Source organism: Nocardioides sp. GY 10113 (genome assembly GCF_004919105.1).
GTDB lineage: Bacteria > Actinomycetota > Actinomycetes > Propionibacteriales > Nocardioidaceae > Nocardioides.
On the sequence record NZ_STGK01000009.1, the window covers coordinates 22,358 to 42,051 of the forward strand.

The window sequence follows — 19,694 nt, forward strand, 5'->3', positions numbered from 1 at the left end:
GAGCGCCGCCCGGGCACTTCGCCACGGGCCGAGAAGACGATCGGCCCTGCCGGCCCCGGGCCCCGCGGAGTGGACTGGCAGGTGAGGGACTCGCACCTGACCCTGCCGTGGAGGAGGCGGTCATGACCCGAGCGCGAGGACGGGTCACCACGATGGCGGTGCTCGCCGCCGCGGGCGGCGTGATGGCCGGCATCGGCGGCGCGGTGCACGGCGTCGGCGAGGTGCTGCAGGGCAGCGGCCGCCCCGACGGCCTCTTCATCGACTCCTGGGCCACCGGCCGGATCGCGAGCAACCTCGGCGGCGAGCCCGGGCTGACCGTCGTACCCGACGTGCTGGTGAGCGGTGTGCTGACGCTGCTGGCGTCGGCCGCGGTCGTCTGGTGGTCGGCCGGCCACCTCGACCACCGGTACGGCGGCCGGGTGCTGGCCGTGCTGTCGCTGGCCCTGCTGCTGGTCGGCGGCGGCGTCGGCCCGCCGGTGATGGGCCTGCTCGCCGCGCTCGTCGCGGGCGCCGCGAACCGGGCACGGCGGGGACCTGCCCGGCGGGCACAGGGACCGGCCGACCGGGCCCTCGCGGCCACCTGGCCCACGCTGTTCTGGCTCTGCCTGGCCGACTACGCCCTCCTGGTCGTCGGCTCGCTCGCGGCCGGCGTGGTGCTCGACGTCGACATCTCCGACGTCTTCGTCTACGGGCTGTTCCTCACCCTGGTGCTGATGCCCCTGGCCGCCCTCGCCGGCACTGCGCGGGTGGCCGCGACGACGCGCACGCCGGACACGGTGAGGTCAGCCGGCTGACTGCCCCGCACCCGGCACGTGGGGCGTGATCAGCGCGGTCCGCACCGACATCCCCAGGTCGCGGGTCCGCAGCGTGGTGATCCGACGACCCGGCTGGACCGCGTCCTTCGGGGTGCCGGCCGCCTCGCCGAGCAGCGCGACGACGGCGTCGAGGTCCTCGACGACGTGGGTCAGCCCCCACAGGCGGGCAGGCTCGTCGGAGGACTCGCCCGGGGAGCCGACGACCTCCAGGATCACCTCGCCGAGCCGGTAGAAGACCTGGCGCACCGGCCGCCCGCCCAGGTCGCCGTCGCGCTCGCGACGCGGCTCCAGCCCGAGGCCGGCGAGCGCGGCGACGGTGCGGTCCAGGTGGGGCGAGAGCAGCACCACGTGGTCGACGTGCGTCACCCCGTTCGGGTGCTCGGCGCCCGCGGCCGGCGGCTCGTCGCAGAGCGCGGTCGGGACGCCGTCCACCTCCGCCGGTACGCCGGGGGGAAGCCCGCGCAGCGCCCAGCCGACGATCCCGCGGCCCGCGTCGGGCCCGGCCAGCCGGATCCGCACCGAGCCGACCCGGCACACCGGCCCGCCCGGCCCCTCGTCGACGGCGAACCCCGCCGCCACCCACGCCTCCGGCGGGTCGGCGACGACCAGCTCGGCGACGGTGACGGTCACGACGCGGCGACCCCGCCCAGGTTCAGCTGCCACGAGACGCCGTACTTGTCGTTGACCCAGCCGAAGCGGGTGCTGAACCCGTAGTCCCCCAGCGGCATCAGCGCCTGGCCGCCCTCGACGAGCGCCGCGAACAGCCCGTCGAGCTGCTCGTGGGTCTCGGCCTGGATCCAGATCGAGAGCGACGGGGTGAAGTCGAAGCCGTGCTCGACGAAGCTGTCGGAGGCGAAGAAGTCCTGGCCGGCGAGCCGGAAGTGCGCCCGCATCACGGTGCCCTCCGGCCCCGGCCCGTCGGCGCCGTACAGGTCCGCAGAGACGATCTCGCCGTCGTCGAACAGCGAGGTGTAGAGCTCCATGGCCTCGCGGGCGACGCCGCCCTGGAACATGAGGAAGGGGGTGGCACTCGTCGTCACGGCGCCGACTCTAGCCGGGTCCCGGACCGCGGCCGCCGGGACCGCGCCCGCCCGGCCCGCCGTTCGGCGCCATTGCACTGGTCGAGCCGGAGGACCATGCTTCCGAGATGACACGTGGTCCGCGCGACGGTTGGGTCACCGCCCCCGACGGCACGCGCATCGCCTACCGGGACCACGGTGGCGACGGCCCCGGACTGCTCCTGCTGCACGGCGGCGGGGCGAACCTGGAGTCGATGGACCAGTGGGCCGACCGGTTCCGCGCCACCCGACGCTGCGTCGCGGTCGACCTGCGCTGCTGCGGCCAGTCCGACGACGTCGCCCACTTCTCGCTGACCGAGGCGGCGGAGGACCTCGACGCGGTGGTGGACCACCTCGCCCTCGGCCCGGTCGACGTCCTCGGGCACTCGATGGGCGGCTTCGTCGGCGGCTTCTACGGCACCCGGCACCCCGAGAGCCGGATCGTGAGCATCGACGGGTTCGGGCCGGGCACGGTCACCGTCGGCTCCGACGCGGAGCGCGCGGAGTTCGGCGCCTTCCAGGCCTCGATGCGCGAGCAGTTCTTCGCCATGACCGCGCCACCCGACCGCGGCGACGACGCGTGGCGCGACGCCCAGGTCGACGCCCTCTGCGCGCTCTTCCCGGCGATCGGCTACACGGCGCCCAACGCTCGGGCGATGGCCGCGCGCAACTTCGTCGTCGCTCAGGACGGCACCTTCCGGAGAAGGCCCCCGCGGCACCTCTTCGCCGACGCCTTCGCCGACGACGGCGCCGCCGACATCCTGCGGATGTATCGCCACACCAGCGGCCCGGCCCTCATCGTCCGCTGCACCGAGTCGGGCGCCCCCGCCGTCCTCGACACCGAGCTGGACGGGCTGTGCGCGGAGAACCCGCACATCACCGTGCTCCGGCTCCCGCTGACCCACCTGGCGCCGGCCTGGGACGCGATCGACGAGGTGGCCCACCACGCGGCGCGGTTCCTCGCGACCGCCACCTGACGTAGAGCGGGCTCACCCCCGCCGGGCTCGGTGTGGCCGGCCTCGGTGGGGTCGGGTCGAGGCGTGATCCGCGGTCCTCCGGCAGCGACCCGCCACGACCCGCCTCGAACCGGGTCTCGTGGTGGGATCCTGCGGTGGTGATCCGTGAGCTCATCGGCGTGTACAACGCCAACGGCGGCCTGCTCGGTGAGGCCGCCTACGTCTGGGGCCGCCTCCGCCACACCCGCCATTGCGCCCTGTGCGACATCACGCACTCCCCCTGGCGCCGCAAACCCGCCTGGGACGACCTCGCTGCCCGGCTGCCCGTGCCGTTCACGCTGCTGCACCTCAACGAGCTGCCGGCCGATGTCGCAACGCTCATCGAGGAGATCGGCGCTCCAGCCGTCGTGGGTCGCACGCCGGACCTGGCGCTGGTGCCGGTGCTGACGGCCGACGAGCTCGACGAGGTGGCGGGCGACGTGCCGGCGTTCGAGCGACTGCTCGACGCCCGGTTGGCGGATCACTAGGTCCGACGACCGACCGGCGCGCGCGGCCCGGCGGATCGGTCCGGGACGCGCCCGCGATCGGCATCGGCCCGCACGCGCCTGAGCGCCGGCGCTGCCGGCCGCGAGCGAGGTCATGGCCCAGACTGAGCCAATGATCGACGAGGTGGACACCGGGCGAGTGCTGTGGGGCGCCGTCGTCTTCGGCGTGGCGTTGATGCTGGCCGTCGTGGCGCGTCGGGTGCTGGTGGTGGCGCTCGACCGGGAGGGCTCCGAGCGACACACGGGCAGGATGATCGGGCGCCTGCTCGGGGTGGTGATCGTCATCGGCGGTCTCGTGTACGCCCTCGAGATCGCCGGGGTGCGCGTCGGCCCGATGCTCGGCGCGCTGGGGATCGGCGGCATCGCACTGGCGTTCGCGGCCCAGGACGTGCTGTCGAACTTCATCGCCGGCGTGCTGCTGCAGGTTCGTCGTCCGTTCACGGTCGGCGACGAGATCGGCAGCGGGGACTACGAGGGACGGGTGGTGGACATCAACCTGCGCACCGTGCGGATCAGGACCTACGACGGGCTCACGGTCTATCTTCCCAACGCCGAGGTGCTGCAGAGTCCGATCGTCAACTTCACCAAGACCTCGTCGAACAGGACCTCGATCACGGTGGGCGTCGCGTACGACTCCGACCTCGAGCGCGTCCGGGAGCTCCTGCTCGAGGCCTGCGGAGGGGCCGAGGGGGTCAACGCGTTCCCCGAGCCGGAGGTCTGGGTGGAGTCGTTCGGGGAGTCGTCGATCGACATCGCTGTTCGCTACTGGCATGCCGCCGACATCGCGAGCAGGTGGCGCACACGCAACGCGGTCGCCATGGCGGTGAAGTCCGCGTTCGACCGAGCGGGGGTGGTGATCCCCTTCCCCCAGCGCACCGTGTGGCTCGGTGCTGGCTCCGCGACGCTGCGGCTGGAGCCGGATCGCACCGCCCCGGGGGACCGAGCGGCGGCGGAGACCGAAGGGGACGGCCAGGAGGGTCGGGACCGGGACGGAGGATGACCGCGTCCGCGCTGCGCGGACCCGTCGGCTCAGACGTTGAAGCGGAACTCCACCACGTCGCCGTCGGCCATCACGTAGTCCTTGCCCTCCATGCGGACCTTGCCGGCCTCCTTGGCCTTCACCATGGAGCCGGCCTCGACCAGGTCCTCGAAGGAGACGATCTCGGCCTTGATGAAGCCCTTCTGGAAGTCGGTGTGGATGACACCGGCGGCCTCGGGGGCGGTCGAGCCCTTCTTGATCGTCCAGGCGCGGGCCTCCTTGGGCCCGGCGGTCAGGTAGGTCTGCAGGCCGAGGGTGTCGAAGCCGACGCGGGCCAGCACCTCCAGGCCGGGCTCGGCGATGCCGGCCTCGGCGAGGAACTCGGCGGCCTCCTCGTCGTCGAGCTCGATCAGCTCGGACTCGAACTTGGCGTCCAGGAAGATCGCCTCGGCGGGGGCGACCAGCTCGCGCATCCTGTCCTTGAGCGCCTCGTCGGCGAGCTCGTCGGGGTCGCAGTTGAAGACGTAGATGAAGGGCTTGGCGGTCAGCAGCGACAGCTCGCGCAGCAGGTCGCGGTCGATCGAGGTGGCGATGATCGGCGTACCGGACTCGAGCGCCTCCTTGGCGGCCTTCGCGGCCTCCAGGTTCGGCGCGAGGTCCTTGACCTTGCGGACCTCCTTCTCCAGCCGGACGACGGACTTCTCGACCGTCTCCAGGTCGGCGAGGATCAGCTCGGTCTGGATGGTGGAGATGTCGTTGGCGGGGTTGACCTCGCCGTCGACGTGGGTGACGTCCTCGTCACGGAAGACCCGGGTCACCTGGCAGATCGCCGCCGACTCACGGATGTGGGAGAGGAACTTGTTGCCCAGGCCCTCACCCTGGGAGGCGCCGCGGACGATGCCGGCGATGTCGACGAACTCGACGGTGGCGGGCAGCACCCGCTCGGAGGAGAAGATCCCGGCGAGCTGCTCGAGGCGCGGGTCCGGGACGCCGACGACGCCGACGTTGGGCTCGATCGTGGCGAACGGGTAGTTCGCCGCCAGCACGTCGTTCTTGGTCAGCGCGTTGAAGAGCGTCGACTTGCCTGCGTTCGGGAGTCCGACGATGCCGATGGTAAGAGCCACGAGGGGCGATTCTACGGCCGCGCGACGGCACGTCCCCAATCCGAGGCCTCCCGCTGCGCCGCCGGAACGACCACAATACGAGTCCGGAGACGAACCCGGAGACGAACCCGGAGCGGGTCAGGCCCGCGGTGAGGACGGACCAGGTGAACGAGGAGCAACGCCAGGGACTGCGCGAGTACATCGAGGAGCTGCGCCAGGCCGGGTACTCGGTGCGGGACGGCCACTCCCCGGATCCGGACCTGATCGACCCCCACGGGAACCCGGTCTACACCTGGCAGGAGGGCTACCCCTACCCGGAGCGCCTCGATCGCGACGCCTACGAGCACGAGAAGTACCGGCTCCAGGTGGAGCTGCTGAAGTTCCAGTACTGGCTGGAGGACAACGGCCGGCGGGCCATCGTCCTCTTCGAGGGGCGGGACGCGGCCGGCAAGGGCGGCACGATCAAGCGGTTCACCGAGCACCTCAACCCCCGCACCGCCCGGGTGGTCGCGCTGAACAAGCCCAGCGACCGCGAGCGCGGCCAGTGGTACTTCCAGCGCTACATCCAGCACCTGCCCACCGCCGGCGAGATCGTCATGTTCGACCGGTCCTGGTACAACCGCGCAGGCGTCGAGCGGGTGATGGGCTTCTGCTCCGACGAGGAGTACGAGGCGTTCATGAACCAGGCGCCGCAGTTCGAGCGGATGCTGATCGACTCCGGCATCCACGTCACGAAGTTCTGGTTCTCGGTCTCGCGGACCGAGCAGCGCACCCGCTTCGCGATCCGCCAGCTCGACCCGGTGCGGCAGTGGAAGCTCTCGCCGATGGACCTGGCCTCGCTGGACCGGTGGGAGGACTACACGGCCGCGAAGGAGGAGATGTTCCGCCGCACCGACAAGCGGCACGCCGCGTGGACGATCGTCCGCTCCAACGACAAGAAGCGGGCGCGGATCAACGCGATGCGCTTCTTCCTCGGCCAGTTCGACTACGACGGCCGCGACGACGAGGTGGTCGGCAAGCCCGACCCGCTGCTGGTGATGCGCGGCAAGCAGGAGACCGCGGACGAGTAGGCCCGGACGAAGGCCGCGGACGAACGGGAGAGCCCCCGCCGCCGACCGGGTCGGCGACGGGGGCTCGATGCCTCCGGGGTCGGCGGTGGCTCAGCCGAGCGCCGACGTCTCGGCGGGCGCCGTGGCGTGGTCGGCCTCGTGGCGCAGCGCCATCAGCGAGACCAGGTCGTAGGCCACGTGCGCGGCCGCGACGCCGGTCAGCTCGGCGTGGTCGTAGGCCGGGCTGACCTCCACCACGTCCGCGCCGACCACGTTCGCGCCGGCGAAGCCGCGCAGGATCTCCAGCAGCTCCCGGCTGGTCATGCCGCCGGCCTCCGGCGTACCGGTGCCCGGCGCGTGCGCGGGGTCCAGCACGTCGATGTCGATCGACAGGTAGACCGGCCGGTCCCCGACGCGGTCGCGGAGCTTCTCCACGACCTCGCGGACGCCCTGGTAGTAGACGTCGGAGGAGGTGACGATGCCGAAGCCGAACCGGCGGTCGTCCTCGAGGTCCTTCTTGCCGTACAGCGGGCCCCGGGTGCCGACGTGGCTGAGCGCCTCGGTGTCGAGGATCCCCTCCTCCACCGCGCGCCGGAACGGCGTGCCGTGGGTGTACTCGGCACCGAAGTAGGTGTCCCAGGTGTCGAGGTGGGCGTCGAAGTGGACCAGCGCCACCGGGCCGTGCCGCTCGGCAGCGGCGCGCAGCAGCGGCAGGGCGATGGTGTGGTCGCCGCCGATGGTGAGCAGGCGTCCGCCGTCGGCGGTCAGGTCGAGCGCCGCGGCCTGGACGGTGTCCATCGCCTCGTTGATGTTGAACGGGTTGACCGCGATGTCGCCGGCGTCGACGACCTGCGCCGACTCGAACGGCGAGACCTCCAGCCCCGGGTGGTAGGGCCGCAGCAGCCGCGAGGACTCCCGGATGTGGGTCGGGCCGAACCGGGCGCCCGGGCGGTAGGAGACGCCGGAGTCGAACGGTACGCCGGCCACGACGATGTCCGCGCGCTCGACCTGGTCGATACGGGGCAGCTTGGCGAACGTCGCGGCGCCGCCGTACCGCGGGGTGAGCGAGGCGTCGATCGGGCCGACGTTCCGCTCGCCGACGCGCACCTCCTGGGGGATCCGTCGCTCAGACACCGGCGGGCACCTCCTCGGTCGCGTCGGTCTCGCCGTGGACGGCAGCGGCGTCCTCGGCGTCCTCGGAGACGATCGCGCAGTTCGCGGCCGGACCGGCCGGGACGAAGCGCGGACCCTCGGGGCCGAACGCGTCGCGCGGCTCGGGGAAGATCCACAGCAGCGCCGGGTAGAGGATCGCGGCGAGGCCGAGGCCGACCGGGATCGAGAGGTCGATGCCGTTGGCGAGCTCGCCCAGCGGACCGACGAACTGGCCGGGCAGGTTGACGAAGCAGATGCTCATCGCGGCGGAGACGAGCCAGGCGCTCAGGCCGCGCCAGTTCCAGCCGTGCGCGAACCAGTACCGGCCGCCGCGCTGGCGGCGGTTGAAGACCTGCAGGGCGTCGGTGTCGTACCAGCCGCGGCGGACGACCCAGCCGATGGTCATGACGACCATCCAGGGCGCGGTGCAGCTGATGATCAGCACGGCGAAGGTCGAGATCGAGGTGACCACGTCGAAGACGAAGCGGCCGACGAAGATGAAGCCGATCGCGACGATGCCGATGAGGATCGTCGACTGGACCCGGGTGAACCGGGTGAAGACGCTGGAGAAGTCCAGGCCGGTGCCGTAGAGGGCGGTGGTGCCGGTCGACATGCCGCCGATCAGCGCGATCAGGCACACGGGCAGGAAGTACCAGCCGGGCGCCACCGCGAGCAGGCCGGTGACGTAGCCGGTCTCGTAGGTCATGAAGCCGGGGACCTCGGTGGCCACGATGGTCGCCGTGACCAGGCCGAAGAGGAACGGAACCAGCGTGGCGACCTGGGCCAGGAACGCGGCGGCCATCACCTTGATGCCGGGGGTCTCGCGGGGGATGTAGCGCGACCAGTCGCCGAGGAAGGCGCCGAAGGAGACCGGGTTGGACATCACGATCAGCGCGGCGCCGATGAACGAGGGCCAGTAGAGCGCCTGGGTGGCGGCGTCGGCGCCGTCACCGAAGATGCCCGCGTACCCCGGGTCGAAGCTGCCGCCGAAGGCGATGGCGCCGAGGATGAACAGCGCGGTCGCGGCGATCACGGCCACCTTGTTGACCAGCAGCATGAACCGGAAGCCGTAGATGCAGACGATCAGCACCAGCACCGCGAAGACGCCGTAGGCCAGGCCGAGGGTGAGGTCGTTCTCGGGCAGGCCGACGGCGCGGTTGGCGCCGCCGACGAGCGCGTCGCCCGAGCTCCACACCGAGATCGAGAAGAACGCGAACGCGGTGAGCAGCGAGAGGAACGAGCCGACCACCCGGCCGTGCACGCCGAGGTGCGCGGAGGAGGAGACGGCGTTGTTCGTGCCGTTGCGGGGACCGAAGAGCGCCAGCGGGGCGAGGATCGCCGCGCCGAGCAGGAGGCCGGACAGCGTCGCCAGCAGCGAGTCGCGGAAGGAGAGGCCGAAGAGGATCGGGAAGGTGCCGAGCACCACGGTCGCGAAGGTGTTCGCGCCGCCGAAGACGAGCCGGAAGAGGTCGAGCGGCGTGGCGCTGCGCTCCGCGTCCGGGATCGACTCGACGCCGTGCGTCTCGACCTCGGTCGCCTTCGGCGGCGCCGCGTGCACGACGGCACTGGTGGGGGTGGACTGGGCGTTCATCGGGTCACCGCCGGGGAGAGGTGTTCGTGGACAGCGAGGAGGGCGTCGCCGACGCGGCGGAAGACGATCGTCTCCCGCTCGGTGACGGTCTCCTGGGAGCGGGCGCTGTCGCCCGGGAGGTCCCCGGGGACAGAGGTGGTGGTGCGGACGTCGTGGGTGAACACGGCGACGTCGCCGAGGAGCTGGACCTGGCGGTCGCTGCTGACGCAGGACTCGACCCGCCATCCGTCGGCCAGCCACTCGGCCCAGAGGGTCTCGTAGGCCGCGCGATCGCCGAGCCGCGCGGGCTCGGGATGGAAGACGAAGGTCGCGTCCTCGTCGAAGCAGGCGAAGTACGCCGCCGTGTCGGTGGCCGCGAACGCGGCCACCAGGCGGTCGGCCGCCTCGTGCACCTGTGCGGCGCTCAGCGGCGCCGTCAGCAGATCAGTCATCCGGGGTTCTCCTCGTGGGTGGTCCGGGTCACCCTAAGAAGCGTCACCGTGACCTGCCAAACATTTCGATCGGATAACGCCGCCCGAATCTTTCGATTCGACGGCACAGCGCTACTTTTCCGGCATATCAGCGTTCGCCAGTAGGATCGCGATGTCCGATCAGCACTAGGAAACGGGTGGAAAGATTGTCTGGCAAATTCGCGCCCGAGGTCCTGGACGCCATCGACGAGCGGATCGTCTCCCTCCTCGAGCTCGACGGCCGGCTCACCCACCGCGAGATCGCCGAGCAGGTCGACCTCTCCCGCTCGGCCGCGGCGACCAGGATCCAGCGCCTGATCGGCGAGGGCCACGTCGCCGTGCGCGGCGTGGCGCACCCCGCCGTCCTCGGCCGGCCCTCCCTGGCCCACGTCTCGATCGCCGTGCACGGCTCCGCCGCGGCCGTCGCCCGTGCGGCGGCCGAGCGGGAGGACACCGCGTTCGTCTCGCTGGTCGCGGGGCGGTACGCCGTCGTGGCCGAGATCCGCACCGCGGGCCAGGCCGAGATCGAGGCCGCGCTCACCGACCTGCGCGGCCTCCCGGGGGTCGGTGCGATCGACACGATCCTCTACACCGAGGTCCTCCACGACGTCGCCGGACCGGTCGGCGAGGTGACCGCGGACCTCGACGACACCGACCGAGCCCTGCTGCGCGTCCTCCAGGAGGACGGCCGCGCCTCCTACGTCCGGCTCGGCGGGGAGGTGGGGCTCAGCGCCGCCGGCGCGCGCCGACGCGTGGTCCGGCTGGTCGAGGGCCAGGCGGTCCGGATCGCCGCCGTACGGCGCCACAGCGGCAGTGACCGCCGCAGCGCGATGGGGATCGGCCTGCGGCTGGCCGGCGACCACCCCGAGGTGCTCGCCGACCTCGCCGCACTCACCCCCGTCGTCTTCGCGGCCCGCTCGGTCGGGCGCTGCGACGCCGTGCTGACCGTCAACGCCGCCACCACCGGCGAGCTGGCCGCCGTCCTCGACGCCGCCCGCGCGCACCCCGGCGTGCGCGGCGCCGAGTCCTGGAGCCACCTGGAGGTGGTGAAGGAGACCTACGCGTCGGTCCGGCTCTGACGTTTCGCGTCGTCACATGCCGATTGGTCGCGCTCCGGCCCAGAACCCGACCGATCGGGATGTGACGACGCGTCTCGCCGGCCTGCCCGCGGTGGCTCCGTCGCCGGCCGTTACGGTGACCCGATGCGGATCGCCACCTGGAACGTGAACTCCCTGCGCACCCGGATCGACCGCGTCGAGGCCTTCCTCGACCGGCACGACGTCGACGTGCTGGCGATCCAGGAGACCAAGGCCCGCGAGGACCAGTTGCCGCTGATGGGCCTGCAGGCCAAGGGGTACGACGTCGCGGCGGTCGGCTACAACCAGTGGAACGGCGTGGCGTTGGTGAGCCGGGTCGGCCTCGAGGACGTCGAGGTCGGCTTCCCCGGGATGCCGGGCTTCGGTGAGGAGTCCGCCGTCGAGGCCCGCGCGATCGGCGCCACCTGCGGCGGCGTGCGGATCTGGAGCCTCTACATCCCCAACGGTCGCAAGCCCGACGACCCGCACTACGTCTACAAGCTCGACTGGCTGGCGCGGCTGCGCGAGGCGGCGAGCCCGTGGCTCGACGGCCAGACCGCACTGGTCGGCGACTGGAACGTCTGCCCGACCGACGAGGACGTCTTCGACGTCAAGCAGTTCGCGAGGTCGACCCACGTCACGCCGCCCGAGCGCGCCGCGTTCCAGGCCTTCCTCGACGACGGGTACGCCGACGTGGTCCGCCCGCACTGCCCGGGCCCGGACGTCTACACCTACTGGGACTACTACCGGCAGCGCTTCGAGCGGAACCGCGGCCTGCGGATCGACTTCGTGCTCGGCTCCCCCGCCTTCGCCGACCGGGTGACGGGTGCCTTCATCGACACCGACGAGCGCGACCCCGCGCAGGGCACCGGCGCCCCCTCGGACCACGCGCCGGTCGTGGTCGACCTCGACTGACGACCTGACCAAGCCGGCGCCCACTGGTCCAGACCGCCCGGACGGTGCCGACAACACCGGGACGGGCACGGCCGGCGCCGCTACCTTCTCGCCTCATGGGCGACGCGAGCGAGAAGTACCACCCCCAGCCCCCGGTGTGGCGCAGCGAACCGGAGAACCGGGTCTGGATCGGAGCCTGGGTCGGCATCATCGCCGCGGTGGTCGGCCTGATCGACGGCGCCGTGATGGCCCTGAAGCGAGTCGTCGCCGACTGCCCGAACGGGAAGTACTTCCCCGAGGGGACCACCGACTTCACCTGCTACGCGCACCCGAAGGCCGAGCTCGGGATCGCGGTCATCGCGGTGTCGGTCGCGCTCGGCGTCATCGTCGTGCTCGCCGCCGTCGCGGCGAGCGCCGCCGTGCGGCCGCCGGCCGAGTAGCCCCGGACACGTTCAGAGCCCCTGCCACGCCGGCTTGGCGTCGTACACCTCGCGGTAGTGGTCGCGCCGCGCCAGCAGCTTCGCGGCGCCGTCGTCCGCGAGCACCGTCACGTGCGGGTGCAGCTGCAGCACCGATGCCGGGCAGGAGGCCGACAGCGGCCCCTCGACGGCGGCGGCGAGGGCCTCGGCCTTGCCCTCGCCGGTGGCGATCAGCAGCAGGTGCCGGGCGCGCAGGATGGTGCCCAGCCCCTGCGTCAGCACGTGCTGCGGCACCTCCTCGACCGACCCGAAGAACCGGGCGTTGTCCTCCCGCGTCTGCTCGGTCAGCGTCTTGATCCGGGTCAGGGACGCCAGCGACGAGCCCGGCTCGTTGAAGGCGAGGTGGCCGTCGGTGCCGATGCCGAGGATCTGCACGTCGACGCCGCCCGCCTCCTGCAGGGCCGCCTCGTAGCGCTCCCCCGCCGTCGCCAGGCGATCCGGCGAGGGGTCGGGACCGTGCACGCGTGACGCCGGGATCCCCAGCGCGTCGGTCAGCTCGCGGGCGATGGTCGCCCGGTAGGACTCCGGGTGCCCGGCGGGCAGCCCGACGTACTCGTCGAGGTTGAAGCACCGGACCCGCCCGTAGCCGGGTCCGGTGCCGTCTCGGTGGCGCCGGATCAGCTCGGCGTACGTCGGCAGCGGGGTCGACCCCGTGGCCAGCCCCAGCACGGCGTCCGGCCGGCGTCGGACGACACCCTCGACCACGTCGGCGGCGAGCGTCGCCACCTGCTGCGCACCGGCGAGCGGCACGACCTCCATCAGCCCATCCCTCCATCGGTGTGGTGCACGACGCGACCACCGACCACGGTCGCCACCACGTCCAGCTTCTCGTCGACCAGCGTGACGTCGCCGCGCGCGCCCACCTCCAGCCTCCCTCGCGCCCGGTCGTCGATCAGGTCGGCGGCGGTCCGGGTGCAGGTGGCGGCCACGTCGCTCAGCGACCAGCCGGTCGCCGCGCGCAGCTCGCGCAGGCACTGCGCCAGCGCGGCGCCGGAGCCGGCCAACGTGCCGTCGGCCAACCGGACCGTGCCGCCGGCGACCACGACGTGCTGGTCGCCCAGCCGCGCCGGGCCGTCCGGCAGGCCCAGCGCCGCGGTGCAGTCGGTGACCGCGAGCAGCCGCTCGGGCCCCAGCGCGGAGGCGTACGCCGCCAGCGACGCCCGGTGCAGGTGGTGGCCGTCGGCGATCACCCCGGCGGTCACCCGCGCGTCGCCCAGGGCGACGCCGGCCGGTCCCGGATCGCGCGCGAGCACCGGCGGCATCGCGTTGCCCAGGTGGGTGACCATCCGGGCTCCGCGGTCCAGCGCCGCCAGCACCAGGTCCGAACCGGCCGTGGTGTGCCCGATCGAGACCACCACCCCTGCCGCGACCAGCGCGGAGATGACCTCCAGCGCGCCGGGGAGCTCGGGGGCGATGGTCACCATCGCGACGCCCGCCTGCCGTCTCCAGCCGTCGACGATCTCGGGCGCCGGTGCGCGCAGCCAGCGTGCGGGGTGGGCGCCCTTGCGCTCCTCGGCGATCATCGGGCCCTCGAAGTGCAGGCCGAGTGGCATCGCGCCCGCCCAGCCGGCGGGCGGGCCGTCACGGAGCGCGGCCAGCGCACGCTCGCGCGCCTGCGGCGCCGAGGTGATCACGGTCGGCAGGAACGCGGTGACGCCGTACGTCGCCAGCGCGGCCGCCGCCTCCCAGAGCCGTTCGGGCTCCAGGGTGAGGTCGATCCCCGCGACGCCGTTGACCTGCAGGTCCAGCCATCCCGGCAGCACGGTCAGGCCGGTCGCGTCGAGCACGCCGGCCCCGGGCGCCGCCGCGGCCGGGGAGGCGATCCTCCCGGCCGCGATCGTCACGTCGCAGGAGGCGCCGTCGGCCGCGCTCCCGCCGCGGATCACCAGGTCGCCCGTCATCGCGCCCCCAGGAGCGCGGCGCCCAGCGCGGCGACCGGGACGTCGCGCGGCACCAGGGTGAGCCGGGCGGCCAGGTCGAGCGAGCGCAGGAACTCCGAGCCCGCGGCCTGGTCGTTCAGCGCCCACGCGACGGCCGCGTGCAGCCGGCTGCCGACCTGCGCGACGCCGCCGCCGAGCACGATCGACTCCGCGTCGACGGTGAGCGCGACGAGGCGCACGGCATCCGCGACCCGGGTCGCGAAGGCGTCCCGGACCGCGATCGCCGCGCCGTCGCCGGCGGCCGCCGCATCGAAGAGCGCCTGCGCCGGCGGGACGCCGGCCGCGCCGGGCCAGGCGGCGGCCAGCGCGGAGCCCGAGGCCGCGGTCTCCAAGCAGCCCCGCTGACCGCAGGCGCAGGGCAGCCTCTGCGGGTCGACGGGGATGTGGCCGATCTCGCCGGCGGCGTTGCCGCTGCCCCGGCGGAGCCGGCCGTCCAGCACGAAGGCGGCGGCCAAGCCGGTGCCCAGGCTGACGTAGGCGAGATCCCGGCGGCCGGTGACCGCGGCGACGCCGAGCGCTGCGGCGTTCACGTCGTTGTCCACGGCCACGGCGGTGCCGAGGCGGTCGGCGAGCAGGTCGCGCAGCGGGAACCGGTCGCCGTCGATGCCGAGGTTCACGGCGTGGGACAGCGTGCCGGCCTCCGCGTCCACCAGGCCCGGTACGCCGACGCCGACCGCGCCGATCAGCGGCGCGCCGGCCCGGGACCGGAGGGCGTCCACGACGGCACCGGCGGCCGCGACGACGTCCGCGCCGCCCCGCGGCGTGCTCACCCGGACCTCGGCGACCACGCGGCCGTCGGGGCCGGCGGCGACGCCGAGCATCTTGGTGGCGCCGATGTCGATCCCGACGCTCAGGCCGACCGCGGCCCCGGTGGTCGCGCCACCGCTCCTCACGACACTCGGCGCCGTCACCGGTCCCACCCCGCCTCTCGCATGAGCTCCTCGACCGCCGCGATCACGGGAGCGGCGTTGCCCCGGGTGCAGATCCGCGCCGGCGGCCGCTCCGGCCCCTCGTCCGACCAGCCGGTCCGCGGCCCCGGCCAGCCCCACTCCACGACCAGCGCGGGTCGGGCGGCCGCGAGCATCGCGCCGATCTCGGGCCGGCGGTGCGCGTCGCGCACCTGGACCACCAGCGGGCCGTGGCCGTCCGGCACCGGCTCGCCCGGGGCGACGACCAGGTCGGGCTCGACGCCCCACCGGCCGGCGCCGACGGCGATGTTGGCCGGCGTGTCGACGCTGACCACGACCGCGCCCCGCAGGTCGGGCAGCGTCCCCTCGGCGATCAGCGCGCCGCGGGCGGCGGCGCGCACCCGCCCGGGGTCGGGGACCGCGGGAATCGTGGCGCCGGCCTGCGACGTACCCGGCGTGGCCACGCGGAGCCGGTCCACGCGCCCCGCGGCGTCCCTCAGCCGCGCCAGCGGGAGCCGTCCGTCGGCGACGGCGGCCACGATCGATGCCTGGATCTCGCGGATCAGCGCGGCGTCCTTGTCGGGGCCGACGCAGAGCAGGTCGGCACCGGCGCCGAGCGCCAGCACGGCCGCCTCGGCGATGCCCCGGCCGGCGGCGCCCTCGCCGGAGGCGCCCGCCATGTCCAGCGCGTCGCTGACGATCGCGCCGTCGAAGCCGAGCGCGCGGAGCCGGTCCAGGATCGGCGCCGAGAAGGTCGCCGGCCGGTCGGGGTCCAGCGCCGGCACGACCAGGTGGGAGGTCATCACCGAGGCGGCGCCGGCCCCGATCGCGGCCGCGAACGGCGGCAGCTCGCGCGTGGCCAGCGTCTCCGCGTCGGCGTCGAGGACCGGCAGCGTCAGGTGGCTGTCCTGCGCGGTGTCGCCGTGGCCCGGGAAGTGCTTGACGCAGGCGGCGACGCCGGCCGACTGCACGCCCCGCACCCAGGCCGCCACGTGCCGGGCGACGAGATCGGGGGTCGCGCCGAAGCTGCGGGTCCCGATCACGGGGTTGTCGGGGTGGGAGTTGACGTCGGCGACGGGGCCGAGGTCGAGGTCGATCCCGAGCGCGGCGAGGTCGTCACCCACGGCCCGACCCGTCGCCTCGGTGAGGTCCACGTCGTCCACCGCGCCGAGCACGGCGGCGCCGAGCACGGGGCTCGCGGTGCCGGTGTGCAGCCGGGTGACGTCGCCGCCCTCCTCGTCGACGGCGACCAGCGCGCCGGGCCGGGCGGAGCGGACGGCGTCGACCAGCGCGGCGGTCTCGGCGCGCGTTCCGGTCAGGTTCGAGCCGAAGAGGCAGACGCCGCCGAGCCCGTCGGCGAGCAGGTCGCGCCACTCGGCGGGCAGGGTCGGCCCGGCGAAGGAGGCGAGCAGCACGCGCAGGGCCAGCGCCTCCGCGGAGGGCGCGGTCATCCCTTCACCGCCCCGGCGGTCAGCCCGGAGACCATCCGGCGCTGGACGATCATGAAGAAGATGACGACCGGGATCGTGATCAGCGTCGAGCCGGCCATGATCGCCGCCCAGTCCACGCCGCGGCTGCGGGACTCGGAGAACCCGATCAGCCAGACCGGCAGCGTCTCCTTGGCCGGGTCGGTCATCACCACCAGCGCGAGGGTGAACTCGTTCCAGGCCTGGATGAAGCCGAAGAGGCCGGTGGCGACCAGGCCGGGCGCCAGCAGCGGCAGCGTGACCGTGAAGAAGGCGCGCACCCGGGAGCAGCCGTCGACCATCGCGGCCTCCTCGAGCTCACGCGGCACGCCGTCCACGAACCCGCGCAGCGTCCACACGGTGAACGGCAGCACGGCGGCGACGTAGACGAGCGTCAGGCCGATGATCGAGTTCAGCAGACCGAAGCCCTCGAGCATCTTGTACTGGCTGATGAACAGCCCCTCGGCGGGGATCATCTGGATCAGCAGCAGGGTCATGATGAAGGAGCGGCGGCCGCGGAACCGGAACCGGCTGACCGCGACGGCGGCGAGGAACGCGAAGAGCAGCGCGACGCCGACCGTGAGCAGGGTGACCATCAGGCTCGTGGTCAGCGCGTCGCGGAACGCGTCGCCGGCGAGCACCCGCCGGTAGGCGTCCAGGTTGCCCCCGGTGGGGAACCAGACCTGCTCGGTGCCGCGGATCTCGTTGCGGGGCAGGAAGGAGCGGGAGACCATCCAGTAGACCGGGAAGACGCTGATCACCAGCACCATCAGGCCGACCGCGTTGGCGGCGTACCGGACCGGGGTCGGGGTACGACGGGCCATCAGTCGTCCTCCTCCTGCTTGAGCATCATGCGGATGTAGGGGGCGGTGATCACGACCGTCAGGACGAGCATGAACATCGCGGCGGCGGCGGCGAGGCCGAACTCGCCGCCCTTGATGCCGAGCGAGTAGATGTAGGTGCCCAGCAGGTTGGTGTCGCGGGTGATGCCGCCGGCCTTCTGCAGCGTGTAGATCTGGGTGAAGACCCGCAGGTCCCAGATCAGCTGGAGCAGCAGGACGACGAGCAGCACCGGCCGGATCGAGGGCAGCACCACGTGGCGGAACCGCTGCCAGGGCCCGGCGCCGTCGATCTCGGCGGCCTCGAGCACGTCGTCGGAGACCTGGGTGAGTGCGGCGTAGAGGGTGAAGACCACGAACGGCACGCTCATCCAGACCACGACGATGGTGGCCACCATGAAGAACGAGAGCGGGTGCAGCAGCCAGGAGTGGCCGGCGTAGTCGCCGCCGAGCTCGACCAGCACCCAGTTGACCAAGCCGTACTCGGTGTCGAAGAGGAACTGCCAGATCGTCATCGCGGCGACCACCGGCGTGGCCCAGGCCAGCAACAGGCCGACCTGGGCGGCGACGCGGACCCAGCCGCTCATCCGGGCCATCAGGACGGCGATGCCCATGCCCAGGCCGAGCGTCAGCCCGGCGTTGACGAAGCAGAAGGCGACGGTGCGCCCGACGACGGCCCACAGGTAGGGATCGGTGAGCAGCGCGCGGTAGTTGCCCAGGCCGATCCACTCGGGCGGCTGGCCGAACTGCTGGGCCAGCCCGAACTCCTGGACGGAGAGGACGACCTGCCGCACCAGCGGGTAGCCGAGCGCGAGGACCAGCAGCGCGGTGGCCGGCAGCACCAGCCCGATCGGCAGCGGCGTACGTCGGGCGGCGCGCCCGCGCGACGCGGTTCTTCCCCCTCGTGGGCTCCTGGTCACGGGGCCATCCTGGTCGGCGCGGTCCGCTCTCGGACCCCGGGTGCGGGTGCGCCGGGAGGTCCCGGCAGGACTGGTGGTGGTCACGTGCGGCTCCCGTGAGGGGACGCGGCCCGGGCGAGGATCTCCCGCCCGGGCCACGGCCCAGCTCGATCAGTTCAGCGGATCAGTTCAGCTCGTCGGTGATCCGCTCGTCGGCCTCGGCCGCGAGGGTCGTGACGTCGCCGCCCTGGGCGATCTCGCTGAACAGGTCCTCCAGGATCCGGGTGCCCTCGACGGTCGCCCAGTTCGCGGCGGCCGGGGTGAGCTTGGCGTTCGACGCGGCCGCGATGGTGGCCTGCGCGAACTCGTCGTCGCCGAGCAGGCTGGCCAGCGACTCCCGGGCCGGGGTGAGGCCCTGAGCGGCCATCAGGCCCTGGTACTCGTCGCTGAGCATCAGCGCGAGGGCCTCGCGGGCGAGGTCCTGGTTGGGGGACTTGGCCGGCACGGCGATGTCGGAGCCGCCGAGCAGCACCGGGGCGGGCTGGCCGTCGGAGCCGGGCAGCGCGAAGACGCCGATCTGGTCGGCCAGCTTCGGGCAACCGCTGTCGGGGTCGGCGAGCATGCCGTAGACCCAGCCCGGGCGGGACATCATCGCGACCTTGCCGGCGCAGAACGGGGTGACCGGGTCGGCCTCGTTGGCGTCGGCCGGGGCGCCGGAGGCCTCGGTGAAGAGCTTCTGGACGGTGGCCAGGCCGGCGAGGGACTCGTCGCTGGACAGGGTGCCCGCCCAGCCGTCGCCCTCCGGCGCGGCGAAGTCGCCGCCGGCGTCCCACAGGAACGCGGCGCCGTCGCGCCAGTCCTGGCCGGGCAGCCAGTAGCCGGAGAAGTCCTTGGCGCCGTCGGCCTTCTTCAGGGTGATCGCGGCGTCGACGAACTCGTCCATCGTGGTCGGCACGTCGACGCCGGCCTTCTTGAACAGGTCCTTGCGGTAGAAGACGTACGTCGAGCCCGCGTAGTACGGCACCGCGAAGGTCTTGCCGTCCACGGTCGCACCGTCGACGAAGCCGCCGAGCAGGTCGTCGCCGCCGAGGTCGTCGAGGTCACCGGTCAGGTCGCTGAACGCACCGGCGGTGGTGAAGGTCGGGGCCTGGGTGTTGCCGACCTCGACGATGTCGGGGGTCTGGTCCTCCGAGGACAGCGCGGTGGTGAGCCGCTCGACGAGACCGTCCCACTCCTGCTCCTGGATGGTCAGGGTGGAGCCGGGGTTCTGCTCCTCGAACGTCTCCTTCAGCCAGTCGCGAGCCTCCTGCGGGGTGTCCGCACCGTTGAGCCAGACGACGAGGTCGGCGGTCTCGGGACCGCCGTCGGCCTCGGTGTCGTCCGACCCGCACGCCGCGGTCGCGCCCAGCAGGGCGGTGACGGCCGCCAGGGCCAGGGTCTTCTTCATGCGCACCGTGTGTTCCTCTGCTTCCTTGACGGGACGCGGCTCCGGGAGC

General features: G+C 73.1%; 21 protein-coding genes. 8 read left to right on the forward strand and 13 right to left on the reverse strand.

Annotated features, from left to right (window positions below; translation table 11 throughout):
• The first annotated feature begins 122 nt into the window (after window positions 1-122).
• Entirely contained in the window at window positions 123-794 is a 672-nt protein-coding gene (locus E8D34_RS11815; RefSeq protein WP_136594852.1) for a hypothetical protein, read from the forward strand.
• Here the strand turns inward: E8D34_RS11815 and E8D34_RS11820 are convergent.
• Window positions 783-1,445 carry a VOC family protein gene (locus E8D34_RS11820; RefSeq protein WP_136594853.1) on the reverse strand — a complete coding sequence of 221 codons (663 nt, stop codon included), beginning with the start codon at window positions 1,443-1,445 and terminating at the stop codon, window positions 783-785. The two genes, E8D34_RS11815 and E8D34_RS11820, sit on opposite strands and share 12 nt — an antisense overlap.
• The gene (locus E8D34_RS11825) at window positions 1,442-1,855 is read right to left on the reverse strand and encodes a VOC family protein (protein ID WP_240771308.1); all 414 of its coding nucleotides are present in this window, start codon (window positions 1,853-1,855) and stop codon (window positions 1,442-1,444) included. Before E8D34_RS11825 ends, E8D34_RS11820 begins: the two co-directional genes overlap by 4 nt.
• A 107-nt stretch (window positions 1,856-1,962) precedes the next feature.
• Here E8D34_RS11825 and E8D34_RS11830 point away from each other — a divergent pair, with 107 nt between their 5' ends.
• The 3 genes from E8D34_RS11830 (at window position 1,963) to E8D34_RS11840 (ending at window position 4,374) form a co-directional block, all read left to right on the forward strand.
• Window positions 1,963-2,850, forward strand: a complete 888-nt coding sequence (locus E8D34_RS11830) for an alpha/beta hydrolase (RefSeq protein ID WP_136594854.1) — start codon at window positions 1,963-1,965, stop codon at window positions 2,848-2,850.
• Between the two features lie 137 nt (window positions 2,851-2,987).
• Window positions 2,988-3,356 (forward strand): hypothetical protein, encoded by a 369-nt coding sequence (locus E8D34_RS11835; RefSeq protein WP_136594855.1) that lies wholly within the window; start codon window positions 2,988-2,990, stop codon window positions 3,354-3,356.
• Between the two features lie 130 nt (window positions 3,357-3,486).
• Window positions 3,487-4,374, forward strand: a complete 888-nt coding sequence (locus tag E8D34_RS11840; RefSeq protein ID WP_136594856.1) for a mechanosensitive ion channel family protein — start codon at window positions 3,487-3,489, stop codon at window positions 4,372-4,374.
• 29 nt (window positions 4,375-4,403) lie between these two features.
• On the opposite strand, the gene ychF is transcribed toward E8D34_RS11840, so the two are convergent.
• A complete protein-coding gene (ychF, locus tag E8D34_RS11845; protein WP_136594857.1) occupies window positions 4,404-5,477 on the reverse strand; it encodes a redox-regulated ATPase YchF in 1,074 nt (357 codons plus the stop codon).
• 143 nt (window positions 5,478-5,620) lie between these two features.
• On the opposite strand from ychF, the gene ppk2 reads away from it, so the two are divergent.
• Complete coding sequence (gene ppk2, locus E8D34_RS11850) at window positions 5,621-6,526, forward strand: polyphosphate kinase 2 (protein WP_136594858.1); 906 nt, start codon at window positions 5,621-5,623, stop codon at window positions 6,524-6,526.
• A 90-nt stretch (window positions 6,527-6,616) separates the two neighbouring features.
• Here ppk2 and speB read toward each other — a convergent pair whose 3' ends face one another.
• From speB to E8D34_RS11865, 3 genes are read right to left on the reverse strand one after another with little or no spacing between them, the layout of a single operon-like run.
• Entirely contained in the window at window positions 6,617-7,639 is a 1,023-nt protein-coding gene (speB, locus tag E8D34_RS11855; protein ID WP_240771309.1) for an agmatinase, read from the reverse strand.
• Complete coding sequence (locus E8D34_RS11860; RefSeq protein WP_136594859.1) at window positions 7,632-9,248, reverse strand: cytosine permease; 1,617 nt, start codon at window positions 9,246-9,248, stop codon at window positions 7,632-7,634. The genes speB and E8D34_RS11860 overlap by 8 nt, the downstream gene beginning before the upstream one ends.
• Complete coding sequence (locus tag E8D34_RS11865; RefSeq protein WP_136594860.1) at window positions 9,245-9,679, reverse strand: nuclear transport factor 2 family protein; 435 nt, start codon at window positions 9,677-9,679, stop codon at window positions 9,245-9,247. The genes E8D34_RS11860 and E8D34_RS11865 overlap by 4 nt, the downstream gene beginning before the upstream one ends.
• Window positions 9,680-9,864: 185 nt before the next feature.
• On the opposite strand from E8D34_RS11865, the gene E8D34_RS11870 reads away from it, so the two are divergent.
• The 3 genes from E8D34_RS11870 to E8D34_RS11880 all read left to right on the forward strand — a co-directional run bounded on the left by E8D34_RS11870 (window position 9,865) and on the right by E8D34_RS11880 (window position 12,107).
• On the forward strand, window positions 9,865-10,776 hold the full coding sequence (locus tag E8D34_RS11870; RefSeq protein WP_240771310.1) for an Lrp/AsnC family transcriptional regulator: 912 nt from the start codon (window positions 9,865-9,867) through the stop codon (window positions 10,774-10,776).
• A gap of 123 nt (window positions 10,777-10,899) precedes the next feature.
• Window positions 10,900-11,688 (forward strand): exodeoxyribonuclease III, encoded by a 789-nt coding sequence (locus tag E8D34_RS11875; protein WP_136594861.1) that lies wholly within the window; start codon window positions 10,900-10,902, stop codon window positions 11,686-11,688.
• Window positions 11,689-11,783: 95 nt separating this feature from the next.
• Window positions 11,784-12,107: a hypothetical protein gene (locus E8D34_RS11880; protein ID WP_136594862.1), complete on the forward strand. Its 324-nt coding sequence runs from the start codon at window positions 11,784-11,786 to the stop codon at window positions 12,105-12,107.
• Between the two features lie 12 nt (window positions 12,108-12,119).
• Here E8D34_RS11880 and nagB read toward each other — a convergent pair whose 3' ends face one another.
• From nagB to E8D34_RS11915, 7 genes are all read right to left on the reverse strand, one after another.
• Window positions 12,120-12,905, reverse strand: a complete 786-nt coding sequence (nagB, locus tag E8D34_RS11885) for a glucosamine-6-phosphate deaminase (protein WP_136594863.1) — start codon at window positions 12,903-12,905, stop codon at window positions 12,120-12,122.
• Complete coding sequence (locus E8D34_RS11890) at window positions 12,905-14,047, reverse strand: N-acetylglucosamine 6-phosphate deacetylase (protein WP_136594864.1); 1,143 nt, start codon at window positions 14,045-14,047, stop codon at window positions 12,905-12,907. The genes nagB and E8D34_RS11890 overlap by 1 nt, the downstream gene beginning before the upstream one ends.
• Window positions 14,044-14,997 (reverse strand): ROK family protein, encoded by a 954-nt coding sequence (locus E8D34_RS11895; protein ID WP_240771311.1) that lies wholly within the window; start codon window positions 14,995-14,997, stop codon window positions 14,044-14,046. The genes E8D34_RS11890 and E8D34_RS11895 overlap by 4 nt, the downstream gene beginning before the upstream one ends.
• Window positions 14,994-16,445: a glycoside hydrolase family 3 N-terminal domain-containing protein gene (locus E8D34_RS11900; RefSeq protein WP_136594866.1), complete on the reverse strand. Its 1,452-nt coding sequence runs from the start codon at window positions 16,443-16,445 to the stop codon at window positions 14,994-14,996. The genes E8D34_RS11895 and E8D34_RS11900 overlap by 4 nt, the downstream gene beginning before the upstream one ends.
• Entirely contained in the window at window positions 16,442-17,284 is an 843-nt protein-coding gene (locus E8D34_RS11905; protein WP_136594867.1) for a carbohydrate ABC transporter permease, read from the reverse strand. Before E8D34_RS11905 ends, E8D34_RS11900 begins: the two co-directional genes overlap by 4 nt.
• Window positions 17,284-18,219: a sugar ABC transporter permease gene (locus E8D34_RS11910; protein ID WP_206056695.1), complete on the reverse strand. Its 936-nt coding sequence runs from the start codon at window positions 18,217-18,219 to the stop codon at window positions 17,284-17,286. Before E8D34_RS11910 ends, E8D34_RS11905 begins: the two co-directional genes overlap by 1 nt.
• 163 nt (window positions 18,220-18,382) lie before the next feature.
• Window positions 18,383-19,645: an extracellular solute-binding protein gene (locus E8D34_RS11915; protein WP_136594868.1), complete on the reverse strand. Its 1,263-nt coding sequence runs from the start codon at window positions 19,643-19,645 to the stop codon at window positions 18,383-18,385.
• Window positions 19,646-19,694: the final 49 nt, after the last annotated feature.